The 13,722-nt window shown below is 49.5% G+C and carries 10 protein-coding genes; 3 read left to right on the top strand and 7 right to left on the bottom strand.

The window, feature by feature from the left end; genetic code table 11:
* Positions 1-127 precede the first annotated feature (127 nt).
* The 3 genes from pgk to tkt form a co-directional block, all read right to left on the bottom strand.
* Positions 128-1,291 (bottom strand): phosphoglycerate kinase, encoded by a 1,164-nt coding sequence (pgk, locus tag U0008_RS03350; RefSeq protein ID WP_025799145.1) that lies wholly within the window; start codon positions 1,289-1,291, stop codon positions 128-130.
* Positions 1,292-1,331: 40 nt separating this feature from the next.
* Positions 1,332-2,375, bottom strand: coding sequence for an erythrose-4-phosphate dehydrogenase (gene epd / locus U0008_RS03345; protein WP_025799143.1), 1,044 nt, complete (start codon positions 2,373-2,375; stop codon positions 1,332-1,334).
* A 323-nt stretch (positions 2,376-2,698) separates the two neighbouring features.
* Positions 2,699-4,693 carry a transketolase gene (gene tkt, locus U0008_RS03340; protein WP_043490919.1) on the bottom strand — a complete coding sequence of 665 codons (1,995 nt, stop codon included), beginning with the start codon at positions 4,691-4,693 and terminating at the stop codon, positions 2,699-2,701.
* A gap of 251 nt (positions 4,694-4,944) precedes the next feature.
* Between tkt and loiP (U0008_RS03335) the strand changes: the two genes are divergently transcribed.
* Together loiP (U0008_RS03335) and loiP (U0008_RS03330) are read left to right on the top strand one after the other, a co-directional pair.
* Complete coding sequence (gene loiP / locus U0008_RS03335) at positions 4,945-5,700, top strand: metalloprotease LoiP (RefSeq protein WP_043490917.1); 756 nt, start codon at positions 4,945-4,947, stop codon at positions 5,698-5,700.
* A gap of 176 nt (positions 5,701-5,876) precedes the next feature.
* The gene (gene loiP / locus U0008_RS03330) at positions 5,877-6,632 is read left to right on the top strand and encodes a metalloprotease LoiP (protein ID WP_025799137.1); all 756 of its coding nucleotides are present in this window, start codon (positions 5,877-5,879) and stop codon (positions 6,630-6,632) included.
* Between the two features lie 71 nt (positions 6,633-6,703).
* On the opposite strand, the gene fdnI is transcribed toward loiP (U0008_RS03330), so the two are convergent.
* From fdnI to speB, 4 genes are all read right to left on the bottom strand, one after another.
* Positions 6,704-7,354 carry a formate dehydrogenase-N subunit gamma gene (gene fdnI, locus U0008_RS03325; RefSeq protein ID WP_043490915.1) on the bottom strand — a complete coding sequence of 217 codons (651 nt, stop codon included), beginning with the start codon at positions 7,352-7,354 and terminating at the stop codon, positions 6,704-6,706.
* Positions 7,347-8,249 carry a formate dehydrogenase subunit beta gene (gene fdxH, locus U0008_RS03320; protein WP_025799133.1) on the bottom strand — a complete coding sequence of 301 codons (903 nt, stop codon included), beginning with the start codon at positions 8,247-8,249 and terminating at the stop codon, positions 7,347-7,349. The genes fdnI and fdxH overlap by 8 nt, the downstream gene beginning before the upstream one ends.
* Before the next feature lie 12 nt (positions 8,250-8,261).
* On the bottom strand, positions 8,262-11,309 hold the full coding sequence (gene fdnG, locus U0008_RS03315; RefSeq protein WP_115103670.1) for a formate dehydrogenase-N subunit alpha: 3,048 nt from the start codon (positions 11,307-11,309) through the stop codon (positions 8,262-8,264).
* A gap of 625 nt (positions 11,310-11,934) precedes the next feature.
* Entirely contained in the window at positions 11,935-12,855 is a 921-nt protein-coding gene (gene speB / locus U0008_RS03310; RefSeq protein WP_025799129.1) for an agmatinase, read from the bottom strand.
* 301 nt (positions 12,856-13,156) lie between these two features.
* Here speB and U0008_RS03305 point away from each other — a divergent pair, with 301 nt between their 5' ends.
* Positions 13,157-13,690, top strand: coding sequence for a hypothetical protein (locus tag U0008_RS03305; protein WP_096386346.1), 534 nt, complete (start codon positions 13,157-13,159; stop codon positions 13,688-13,690).
* The last annotated feature ends 32 nt before the right edge of the window (positions 13,691-13,722 follow it).

Here is a 13,722-nt window from a genome sequence, read left to right as displayed (position 1 = left end):
GTGGGCCGTAAGTAAAAAATAAATCGTTTTCAGCTACTTGCTACACGCTTATCACGAATATCGTCATAGAGCGCCGTGTATCCAAATAGATAGAACAACGGGAGGCTCGGCCTCCCGTTACGGTTCATTACTGCTTAGCACGTTCTTCCAGCATCACTACCGCTGGCAATTTTTTGCCTTCAACGAATTCTAAGAATGCGCCGCCGCCAGTAGAGATGTAGGAAATTTTGTCTGCGATACCGAACAGATCGATAGCCGCCAGAGTATCACCGCCGCCTGCGATAGAGAATGCTTCGCTATCAGCGATTGCTTGAGCAACGATCTCGGTGCCTTTGCGGAAGTTAGGGAACTCGAACACGCCGACTGGGCCGTTCCACAGAATGGTTTTCGCATTCTTCAGAATTTCAGCCAGCTGATGTGCAGAAGCATCACCCAGATCCAGAATCTGCTCGTCATCTTTAATGTCGTTTACAGATTTCAGCGTTGCAGCCGCAGTTTCAGAGAACTCGGTAGCAACACGGACGTCGGTAGGTACTGGGATATTACAGGTAGTCAGCAGTTTTTTAGCTTCATCAACCAGATCGGCTTCGTACAGTGATTTACCTACGTTGTGGCCTTGAGCAGCAACGAAGGTGTTCGCGATACCACCACCAACAATCAGCTGGTCAGCGATTTTAGACAGAGAGTCCAGAACGGTCAGTTTGGTAGAAACTTTTGAACCACCAACGATAGCAACCATTGGGCGTGCTGGGTTACCCAGCGCTTTGCCCAGTGCTTCCAGCTCTGCAGACAGCAGAGGACCCGCACATGCGATAGGTGCAAATTTACCTACGCCGTGGGTTGAAGCCTGTGCACGGTGTGCAGTACCGAATGCGTCCATGACGTAAACGTCACACAGCGCAGCGTATTTTTTAGACAGGGTTTCGTCGTCTTTCTTTTCGCCTTTGTTGAAGCGAACGTTTTCCAGAACAACCAGTTCACCTTCTGCAACGTCAACACCGTCCAGATAGTCTTTAGCCAGACGAACTGGAGACTTCAGGTGGTCTTTCAGATAGTTAACAACCGGCAGCAGAGAGTACTCTTCGTTGTATTCGCCTTCGGTAGGACGACCCAGATGGGAAGTAACCATTACACGAGCGCCCTGCTTCAGAGCAGCTTCGATAGTTGGCAGCGATGCACGGATACGCGCATCAGAAGTCACTTTGCCTTCTTTAACTGGAACGTTCAGATCTGAACGGATCAGGACACGTTTACCAGCCAAATCCAAATCGGTCATCTTAATTACAGACATGGTGAACCCTCTCGTTGATTCTCTTAAAGTTGCTTGACCGTCACAGCTGCACAGGCTGCTGTGCCGTACTGGAAACCGCTTGGAACATTGCCAGCGTCGTATCTAACATACGATTGGCAAAACCCCATTCGTTGTCACACCAGACCAACGTTTTTATCAAGTGTTGACCGCTGACGCGCGTCTGCGTGCCATCAACAATGGCACTGTGCGGGTCATGATTAAAATCGGTCGAAACCAGTGGTAATTCTGTATAGTCAACTATACCACGAAATGAGGTGCTTGCTGCCTTTTGCAGTAGGTGGTTGACATCACTCACCTTTACTGCGGCCTGCACGCTGACGCTCAAATCGATTGCCGTCACGTTAATCGTTGGCACTCGCACTGAAATCGCCTCAAAGCGATCGCAGAACTTAGGAAAAATGCGGGTGATACCAGCCGCTAACTTCGTGTCGACGGGAATTATAGACTGGCTGGCGGCACGCGTCCGACGCAGGTCGGAATGGTACGCATCTATCACCGGCTGATCGTTCATTGATGAGTGAATCGTGGTAACGGTACCCGATTCAATCCCAAACGCATCATCGAGCAATTTAATGACAGGGATAATGCAGTTAGTCGTGCAGGATGCGTTAGACACAATGTGGTGTTCTGGCTGCAATTCCTGCTGGTTCACACCGTAGACTACGGTCGCATCAAGATCGTGACTGCCTGGATGGGAGAACAAAACTTTTTTGGCCCCCGCCATAATATGAGCTTCACCATCGGCTCGACTGCCATAAACACCACTACAGTCGAGTACGATATCCACACCCAGTTCACGCCACGGTAAATCTGCAATCTGCTTCTCATGCAGCAGACGAATTGTGTCATCGCCTACCCACATCGTATCCCGTTCCTGACGGACATCCCAAGCAAAGCGCCCATGACTGGAATCGTATTTCAATAAATGAGCCATGCCTTCCGCATTTGCCAATTCATTTATCGCTACCACGGACATCTCTACTCTACGGCCAGATTCGTATAACGCGCGTAATACGCTGCGCCCGATTCGGCCAAAACCGTTTATTGCGATGCGAATAGTCATATCACTCCCTGCGCCAAACGCAGTTTAAAACGAAAGTTTTAAGGCAAGAGCATAGAGTAATCCAGCATCGAAAACGATGGAAATCCCGCTGTCACATAATCTCGATAATTGATGTTTCATCAATCAACTGAAACGCTTCAGCCAAGAATAAACCAAAGGCTCAATAAAAGAAATAACCTCAATAAAATGGGCGTTATGCCTCGCTTTCTTTCGCTTAAAATGTGCTATAGCTCACAATTTATGGGCATTAAAGCCCATCGTTAAGCATAAAAAAACGGGACTGCCCTGCGGCAATCCCGTTTTTATCAGCGATAACTACCGAATTATTTCAGCAGCGCTTTCGCTTTAGCGACAACGTTGTCTACAGTGAAGCCAAACTCTTTGAACAGCAGCTCAGCTGGCGCAGATTCGCCGAAGGTCGTCATACCGACCACGGTACCGTTCAGACCAACATACTTGTACCAGAAGTCAGCGATACCGGCTTCAACCGCAACGCGAGCGCTCACTGCCGCTGGCAGTACGGACTCACGGTATGCAGCGTCTTGCTTGTCGAAGACTTCAGTTGCAGGCATTGAAACGACGCGAACCTTACGACCTTCTGCGGTCAGCTGATCTGCGGCGTTCACAGCCAGTTCAACTTCAGAACCGGTCGCAATGAAAATCAGCTCTGGCTGACCAGCGCAATCTTTCAGGATGTAACCACCGCGAGAGATGTTAGCCACCTGCTCTGGAGTACGATCCATCTGTGCCAGATTCTGACGCGAGAAGATCAGCGCAGATGGGCCATCGTTACGCTGAATAGCGAACTGCCATGCAACCGCAGATTCAACCTGGTCACATGGACGCCATGTGTTCATGTTTGGTGTCACACGCAGGCTAGCCATCTGCTCAACCGGCTGGTGAGTTGGGCCATCTTCGCCCAGACCGATAGAGTCATGGGTATAAACGAAGATATTACGGATTTTCATCAGCGCTGCCATGCGAACGGCGTTGCGTGCATACTCCATAAACATCAGGAAGGTAGCGCCGTATGGCAGGAAACCACCGTGCAGAGCAATACCGTTCATGATGGCTGACATACCGAATTCACGTACACCGTAATGGATGTAGTTACCGGCCAGATCTTCGTTCAGTGGCTTAGAACCAGACCACATAGTCAGGTTGCTTGGTGCCAGGTCAGCAGAACCACCTAGGAATTCAGGCAGAACTTTACCGAAAGCTTCCAGCGCGTTTTGAGACGCTTTACGGCTTGCGATTTTCGCTGGATTAGCTTGCAGGTGATCGATGAATTTCTTGGATTCTTCAGCCCAGTTAGCTGGCAGTTCACCGCTTACGCGACGTTTGAACTCAGCGGCCAGTTCAGGGAATGCAGCCTGATAGGCAGCAAATTTCTTATCCCAAGCGCTTTCTTTTGCTTTGCCCGCTTCTTTAGCATCCCACTGAGAATAGATTTCCTGAGGGATTTCAAACGGAGCGTAGTTCCAGCCCAGTGCTTTACGGGTTGCTTCAATTTCAGCGGCACCCAGTGGTGCACCGTGAGCTTCATGAGAACCGGCTTTGTTCGGTGAACCGAAACCGATGGTAGTTTTGCACATCAGCAGAGATGGCTTATCGGTTACTTTACGTGCGTCTTCGATAGCCGCTTTGATTGCGTCGCTGTTGTGACCATCTACGCCACGGATAACGTGCCAGCCGTAAGCTTCAAAACGCTCAGCGGTGTTATCGGTGAACCAGCCTTCAACGTGACCATCGATAGAAATACCGTTGTCATCATAGAACGCGGTCAGTTTGCCCAGCTTCAAGGTACCCGCCAGAGAGCAAACTTCGTGAGAAATGCCTTCCATCATGCAGCCATCACCCAAGAATGCATAGGTGTGGTGATTCACGATATCGTGACCAGGACGGTTAAACTGCGCGGCCAAAGTACGTTCAGCAATTGCCATACCCACCGCATTCGCGATGCCCTGACCCAGTGGGCCAGTGGTGGTTTCTACGCCTGGGGTATAACCGTATTCTGGGTGACCTGGAGTTTTAGAGTGCAACTGACGGAAATTTTCCAGCTCGGTGATTGGCAGGTCATAGCCAGTGAGGTGCAGCAGGCTATAAATCAACATAGAGCCATGGCCGTTAGAAAGCACAAAGCGGTCACGATCGGCCCAATTTGGATTGGTCGGGTTGTGATTCATGTAATCGCGCCACAGGACTTCCGCGATATCAGCCATACCCATAGGGGCACCTGGATGACCAGAATTGGCTTTCTGCACAGCGTCCATACTGAGTGCACGGATCGCATTGGCAAGCTCTTTACGAGAGGACATGTTCTACTCCAAGTCGGATTTAAAGAAACAGGGTTCGGGGTATTTTCTCAGACTACGTATGAAAACAGCAATCCCTAAGGCTAAATGAGTCGATGATGTCTCATTATATTTCTCTTAATAGCAGATTAATCCGCTTTCATACGGGGTCTGTATAGACAGAATACATACTCAATGACAGCCTAATTGGCGCTGGATACACTACCACAGATCGTCATTCAATCTCTGGAAAGACTGCACCCAAGGAAAATAACATGAACAAAATAACACTTCCTCTTATTGCTCTAACAGCCTCTGCCTTCCTCAGCGGCTGTCAAAACATGAATACTGAAGGACTGATGCAGTCTGGCGCGCAGGCCTTTCAGGCCGCAACGCTTTCTGATGCACAGGTCAAAGCCCTAAGTGAACAGTCTTGTGCGGAAATGGACAGCAAGAACCAAATTGCCCCTGCGGATAGCACCTATGCCAAACGTCTGGCGACCATTTCAAAAGCACTGGGCAGCGATATCAATGGTACCCCAGTCAACTATAAAGTCTACGTGACGAAAGATGTCAACGCGTGGGCGATGGCTAACGGCTGCGTGCGTGTCTACAGCGGACTTATGGACATGATGAATGACAACGAAGTCGAAGGCGTACTTGGGCATGAAATGGGCCACGTTGCATTAGGCCATTCGCGTAAAGCGATGCAGGTGGCTTATGCCACCACGGCTGCACGTACCGCCATTGCCGCCAGCAGCGGTATCGGCGCGCAGCTATCCCAATCACAGCTCGCAGATCTGGGAGAAAAACTGGTGAATTCGCAGTTCTCACAAAAACAAGAAAGCGAAGCCGACGACTACTCTTTCGATCTGCTTAAAAAGCGCGGAATCAACCCGATTGGGCTAGCCACCAGCTTCGACAAACTGGCCTCTCAGGAAGCAGGGCGTCAGAGTAGCATGTTTGACGACCACCCATCTTCTCAGGCTCGTGCCCAGCACATTCGCGATCGCATCGCCGCAGAGCAATAATAAACTCAGGCTCCGATGTCATTTCGGAGCCATTTTCACTTCGTTCCCGCCCACAAAATTGCTTCTATTTTAATCGTAAATTAACTACTTCCATCTTCTGCCTAATGATAGTCTCAGCCGATTTTACTGTATAAAAATCATACAATTAACCTATCATTTGTCAACGGAAGATAAAGATAATGAACATTAAAACGCTTATCGCGATAGCCATCGCATCGGCCACATTAACCGGCTGTGAGAATATTAATACCCAAATGGCCGCGCAGTCTGGCGTGCAAGCGATTCAGGCCGCAACACTCAGCGATGCAGACGCAAGATCCCTCGCTAATCAATCCTGTAAAGAGTTGGATAGCCAAAGCCAAATCGCCAGCAGTAAAAGCAAATACACCAAACGCTTAAACAAAATTGCGAAGGCGATGGGTAACAACATCAACGGGCTGCCGGTTAACTACAAGGTGTACATGACCGATGACATCAACGCGTTCGCAATGGCAAACGGCTGCATCCGCGTATACAGCAGCCTGATGGACATGATGACTGACGATGAAATCGAAGGCGTGTTAGGCCATGAAATGGGGCACGTGGCACTCGGCCACAGCCTGAAAGCCATGAAGGTGGCTTATGGCACCATCGCGGCAAGAACAGCGGTAGCCTCCACCGGCGGCGTGGCCGCCGAGCTGTCACAAACGCAGCTAGCCGATCTGGGCGAAGCGCTGATCAACTCGCAGTTCTCACAGCATCAGGAATCTGAAGCCGACGACTTCTCTTATGATTTCCTGAAAAAGCACAAGCTGAACACGCTGGGGTTGGCCACCAGCTTTGAGAAACTGGCTGAGCTCGACGGTGGCCGCAAAGGCAGCATGTTCGATTCTCACCCACCATCAACCGAACGCGCACAGCATATCCGCGATCGTATCGCTGCAGACAAATAAGATCTGACGCATAAAAAAACCGCAGCTTTTCTTTGGCTGCGGTTTTTATTTAACGATTCTAACCAAACAAATTAGTCGTCGGCTATCTCGCCTTTCACCTCTTTGGCTTCGATTTCACGATACCAGCGTGGGTGATGCTTACGCGCCCAGCGACGGCTGACTTTACCTTCCACCATGCCTTTGATCGATCCCTTAACCCAGAAGGCCATATACATATGGATCAGGATCGCGTGGATCAGCACGATAGCCGCAGCCGCATGGATCAGCAGCGAATAGCGCACCATTTCGATCGGGAAGTGCTGGGCAAAATACGGACGCCAGATAATGATGCCGGTGACCAGCAACACGAAAATCAGGCTCATGATGCTCCAGAACATCATTTTCTGACCGGCGTTATATTTACCCACATCGGCAACTTCGTGCTCATTACCTTTAAGCACTTCAACGATGTTCACCACCCACGGCACGTCTTCACGTTCAGGAATGTTGTGCTTCACAAAACGGAAGAACATGAACATCAGCGCCACAAAAATCAGCACGCCAAAGAATGGGTGCATGATGCGCCCCATCTGCGGTGTACCAAACGTTTGTGTCAGCCACTGCAACGTTGGAAAGAACAGCGCGATGCCAGATAGCGAAACCAAGAAGAAACAAATTACCACCGTCCAATGACAGGCACGGTCGATGAATTTGGTACGAACGATCATTTTACTTTTACTCATGATGGTTCCCCTTCTCGTCATCACCTTCTTCTTCGTCGCTCACCTCTTTGTTCGGGCCTACGCCAATGTAGTGATAAATCAAACCGGCAAAGGTCGCGATAAATCCCGCTACCGACAGCGGCTTCAACACCCCTTTCCACAAACCAACCGCCATATCGATCTTCGGATCTTTCGGCAGGTTGTGATAAAGCTCTGGCTTATCCGCATGATGCAGAACATACATCACGTGAGTGCCGCCAACGCCTTCGGGGTTATAAATACCCGCATGCTCAAAGCCACGTTTTTTCAGCTTCTCAACGCGCTCGCTCGCCACTTCCAGCATCTCTTTCTTGCTGCCGAAATGAATCGCACCGGTCGGACACGTTTTCACACAGGCCGGTTCTTGTCCCACGCTCACGCGGTCAACGCACAGTGTGCATTTGTACACACGGTTGTCGTCCGGATTTAAGCGAGGAATATTGAACGGACAGCCTGCGATGCAGTAGCCACAGCCGATACAGTGTTCAGACTGGAAATCGACGATGCCGTTTGCATACTGAATGATTGCACCCGCCGACGGGCATGCCTTCAGGCAGCCCGGATCGGTACAGTGCATGCAGCCATCCTTACGGATGAGCCACTCCAGCTTGCCGTTTTGCTCGACTTCCGAGAAACGCATCAGCGTCCAAGATTTAGCGCTCAAATCGGCAGGGTTATCGTAAACCCCAACGCAGTGCCCTACCTCGTCACGAATGTCGTTCCACTCAGAACAGGCTACCTGACAGGCTTTGCAGCCAATACAGGTAGACACGTCGATAAGCTTAGCCACTTCTTCTTTGTAGTCGCGAGCCTGCGGCGGCGGCGTTAAGGCATTAGTCGCCGAACGCTTGATAATGTCTTGTGATTGCATGGACATAAGTTCGGCTCCTTACACCTTTTCCACGTTAACTAAAAACGCCTTGTACTCTGGCGTTTGCGAGTTAGCGTCGCCAACGAACGGAGTCAGGGTGTTGGCGATAAAGCCTTTGCGCGCCACGCCTTCAAAGCCCCAGTGAATTGGAATACCCACGGTATCCACTTCCTGACCATTGACCTGCAAGGTACGCAGACGGCGAGTCACCACCGCTTTCGCTTTGATAAAGCCGCGTTTGCTGCTGACTTTCACCGTATCACCGTGCTCAATGCCCTTCGCTTTCGCCAAACCTTCGCTGATCTCCACGAACTGTTCAGGCTGAACGATGGCGTTAAGACGCGCATGCTTCGTCCACGTGTGGAAATGCTCGGTCAGACGATACGTGGTACCGACGTAAGGGAACTCAGTCTTGTTACCCATACGTTTGGCATCCGCCTCATACAAACGCGCCGCCGGATTGGAGATAACGTTTGGATGCAGTGGGTTGGTACCCAACGGTGTTTCAAACGGCTCATAGTGCTCAGGGAATGGCCCTTCCGCCATCTTGTCGATGGCAAACAGACGACCCAAGCCTTCCGGCTGCATGATAAACGGCCCGACGCCGCTGCCCGGTGCGGCGGTGTTGTAGTCTGGAATATCGTTTCCGACCCACTTACTGCCATTCCACTCGATCAGCATGCGCTTAGGATCCCACGGTTTACCCATTGGATCTGCCGACGCACGGTTATAAATAATGCGGCGGTTCAGCGGCCATGCCCAAGCCCAGCCCAGCGTGTTACCTAAGCCGGAAGGATCGCTGTTATCACGATTCGCCATCTGGTTGCCCTTGCTGGTCCAGCTACCGGCATAAATCCAGCAGGCGCTTGCCGTGGTGCCGTCGTCGCGCAGATGAGCAAAGGTATCCAGCAGCTGACCTTTTTTGGCTAACAACGTGCCGTTAGCGTCGTACAAATCGGCCAACGCATAACCGTTGTTCTCTTTCGCCACTTCTTCAGATTCAGGATGATCTGGCTGCTCATAGCCCCAGCCCATTTTCAGTAACGGCTCAACGCCTTTACCGCCTTCATTCTGGTACATGGTGCGTAGACGATGGTACAGACCGGCAAGAATTTCGCCGTCGTTACGCGCTTCACCTGGGGCGTCGGCGCCTTTCCAATGCCATTGCAGCCAACGGCCTGAGTTTGCAATCGAACCATCTTCTTCTGCGAAGCAGGTTGAAGGTAGACGGAAGACTTCAGTCTGGATCGATGCCGTATCAACCTCGTTCATCTCACCGTGGTTTTGCCAGAAGTTTGACGTTTCTGTCACCAACGGATCGATAATCACCAGATATTTCAGCTTAGAAAGCGACTCAACGACCTTATTCTTATCTGGGAACGACGCCACCGGGTTAAAGCCTTGGCAGATATAGCCGGTGACTTTGCCCTGATCCATCATCTGGAAGTACTTCATCACGTCGTAGGATTGATCCCACTTCGGCAGCCAATCAAAGCCCCAGTTATTTTCTTTCTGCGCATCGTCACCATAGAAAGCCTTCATCAAGCTGACGAAGAATTTCGGATAGTTACCCCAATAGTTAACCTGACCCGGCAGCGTCGCTTTTGGAGTATTGGCTGCCAGATAAGTTTCTAGATTGGTGTGTTTTTCTGATGGCAGCGTCAAATAGCCCGGCAGGCTGGTAGACAGCAAACCAAGATCGGTAAGACCCTGAATATTAGAGTGACCACGTAAGGCGTTAACACCGCCACCGGCCATCCCCATATTGCCTAACAGCAGTTGGATCATCGCCATAGTACGGATGTTCTGCGCACCCACGGTGTGCTGAGTCCAACCCAATGCATACAGGAACGTCGTTGTACGATCGGCTGCGCTGGTTGACGCTAAGACTTCGCAGACTTTCAGGAAATCCGCCTGCGGTGTACCACAGATATTTTCCACCACGTCTGGCGTATAGCGGCTCACGTGCGCTTTCAGCAGATTCCACACGCAGCGCGGATGCTGCAAGGTGTCATCGCGTTTGGCATAGCCATTTTCGTCGAACTGGTAGTTCCACGTAGTTTTGTCGTACTGACGTTTAGATTCGTCATAGCCGCTGAACAAACCGTCTTCAAACGTAAAATCATCACGCACCAGCAGGCTGGCGTTAGTGTAGTTTTTAACGTATTCAGCGTTAATTTTGTTGTTAGAAATCAGGTACAGCAAAACGCCCGACAAGAAGGTAATGTCGGTACCAGAGCGGATCGGCGCATAAATATCCGCAACCGAAGCGGTACGGGTAAAGCGCGGATCGACCACAATCAGCGTGGCGTCATTGTTGTTTTTGGCTTCCATCGCCCAGCGGAATCCGACCGGATGCGCTTCAGCGGCGTTGCCACCCATCACCATAACTACGTTGGCGTTTTTGATATCAACCCAGTGGTTGGTCATCGCACCGCGACCAAATGTTGGAGCAAGACTTGCTACCGTTGGTCCGTGTCAGACGCGCGCTTGGTTATCAACCGCCAACATGCCCAGTGAACGGGCGAATTTTTGCGTGAGCATACCGGTTTCATTGCTGGCCGCAGAGGCGCACAACATACCGGTTGAAAGCCAGCGGTTAACCGTGACGCCTTCGGCGTTTGTCGTTTCAAAATTCTTATCACGGTCGTTTTTCATCAGCTTGGCAATGCGCTCAAAAGCATCGTCCCAGCTAATGCGCTGCCATTTATCAGAGCCTGGCGCACGGTATTCAGGGTAACGCAGACGATTTTCACTGTGGATATAATCCAGCAGGCCAGCACCTTTCGGGCAAAGTGCGCCACGGTTTACCGGATGATCCGGGTCCCCTTCAATATGAAAAATCGTTGATTTCGCGTTCTTGGCACCATCGCCAAGGCTATACATCAATAACCCACAGCCAACAGAACAATAGGTACAGGAGTTACGGGTTTCTTTTGCACGCAGCAACTTATAGTTACGTGACTCCGCCAGCGCCATAGTAGGAGTAAATCCTAAAACTGCCGCTGTTGTACCAGCCATCCCGCCGGCGCAGATTCTAAAAAACTGTCTGCGACTGACGTCCATTGCCATCCTCATTGCTTCAATGATGTTTTTGTCAGCGGCAAACTAACAGTTACAACCCTGCTCATATTGAGTCAAATCAAAAAATAGAACTATTCACTCAATATTTACCCCTTAATAAGTAGAAAGGGTAACGTTTCGTTAACTCCAGTGGCACACAGAATAAGGATTTGTAGGATTTATCTGCAATCAGATAGTCATTCAAAAAATTAGATTAAAAAAGGGATTGTTGATGTAAATATATTAAGAGGAATAACAAAATAAATAGATATAACATCCATAAGCGGGTAAACGGGCTCTCTTAAGTTTGAAAAATCCTGTTGACACATTTTTTATCCCACACCTCCAACGTTTTACCCAACCTTTATAACGATCGCCTTATTCTGGTTTTATCGCATGAGTATCCATGCCGATGAGGCGAAAACGATGTGCAAAATTATTGCGCTGCAGCCCATGCATTATTCCCAAATGCTTTGCCAACAGTCTCACAGGGTGGGTGAATCGGTTTTTGCCTCCACCAGCCGCCCAATCAGTATGAAAATCCAATTGTTGTTGGCAAAAAAAATTAGCCATCCATAACGAAAAAAGGCGGCCCAAAGGCCGCCTTGATATCAGTAAAACGCGAAGATTATTCGCCTTTTTTATCTGCCTGAATATAGAGCATTTCCAGCGCCAGCGTTGCAGCTGCCAGCGCGGTGATTTCAGATTGATCGTAAGCCGGAGCGACTTCCACCACGTCCATACCGACGATATTAAGATCCTTCAGACCACGCACCAGTTTGAGCGCACGGTCAGAAGTCAGTCCGCCAATAACAGGAGTACCAGTACCTGGCGCAAAAGCAGGATCCAAGCAGTCGATATCAAAGGTCAGATAGACCGGCATATCGCCGACGATCTGTTTGATCTGTGCTAACACATCATCCACGCCACGATCGTTCACCTGCGCGGCATCCAACACGGTAAAACCATTATCGTGATCGAATTCAGTACGAATACCGATCTGTACCGAGTGGTTTGGATCGATCAGGCCTTCATTCGGCGCATGGAAGAACATCGTGCCATGGTCAAATTTGCTGCCGTTAGCATAGGTGTCGGTATGTGCATCAAAATGCACCAGCGCCATTTTGCCAAAATGCTTCGCATGCGCACGCAGCAAAGGCAGAGTCACAAAGTGGTCACCGCCGAAGGTCAAACAACGCTTACCGGATTCCAGCAGCTTTTCGGTATGAGCCTGCAAAGAGTCACTCATATCCTGCGCGTCACCGAAATTAAATACTACGTCGCCACAGTCAACCACGTTTAAGCGATCGCGCAGATCGAAGTTCCATGGCCAGCGGTTGCCTTCCCACGCCAGATTAGTGGAGACCTGACGAATTGCCGCTGGGCCATGACGCCCACCAGCACGACCTGAAGTCGCCATATCGAAAGGTACACCGGTGATAACCCAATCAGCATCGCTGTCGTATGGCTGGAAGTTCAGCGGAAAACGCAGGAAGCCAAAGGCGTTAGAAACCAGTGAGTTATCGGGTTTATTGCCCAGGGTGCTCATAATCAATCCTCGTAAAAGGCCGCAGTTATCGCTGGCCGAAGTCAAAGTACCGATGAAAAAAAATCCCTTCCGCGTCGTTAGCCCGACGAGAAAGGGATTTATTGTTCGCTTTAAAAGCTGCTGTAGACGATTATCGCCGTAAAATTTCGACTCTTCAAGAGCAGGATAAAATCATTGTTTTTTCTTTATAAAAACAATGTATTACTATAAATTATGCTGGCTTTATCAGAAGTTAATTTAATAATAATCATAGGTTATTGTCACAAGCCCGATTCATTACTGTCTATTAATGGTGCTCTATATGGATATGGAAACAGCAGATTTTATTACCGTCAAAGCTCTCGTCGATCTATTTATAAAACAAGAACACATTATAAATCGGTTAGATATGATTAAAAATCAAAGCATTAACGATTGGGAAAAATGGCTTCAGCTTGAATTAGAGTTTTTTATGCGCCAGCATGAATCGATCGCGAATGTAGAAAGAGAAGTCCCTTATCTCTGCGATCGACGTTCTGCCCCAGATCGATTTACCATGTTTGTTGACCTGAAATTCAGAAAAAAAAGAGCACGCTTAGACTCATACATTTTTCTAGAATTAAAATGCTCACGAAGCCCAACTGCGCTGATTAACAACATGGAAAAAGACATTGAGAAACTAAGCTGTATGAGGGCGTCAGGCGATGATGGGCGCTCTTTTTGGTGTGTAGGTTTTTATACCAATACAAGTGAGCGAAGCGCGACAACCATTAAAAAGCGCCTAGGCGATTATTACTATAAACATCATGAAAGTATTCCTCTCCAAAAGGGAGAAATTGGCTACGTAATAATGTAATTATCGTGAGAATGCCCGAATGCGTGTTTACC

This window comes from Hafnia alvei (genome assembly GCF_034424155.1).
Classification (GTDB): domain Bacteria; phylum Pseudomonadota; class Gammaproteobacteria; order Enterobacterales; family Enterobacteriaceae; genus Hafnia; species Hafnia alvei.
This window is presented reverse-complemented; position numbering and strand designations above follow the sequence as displayed.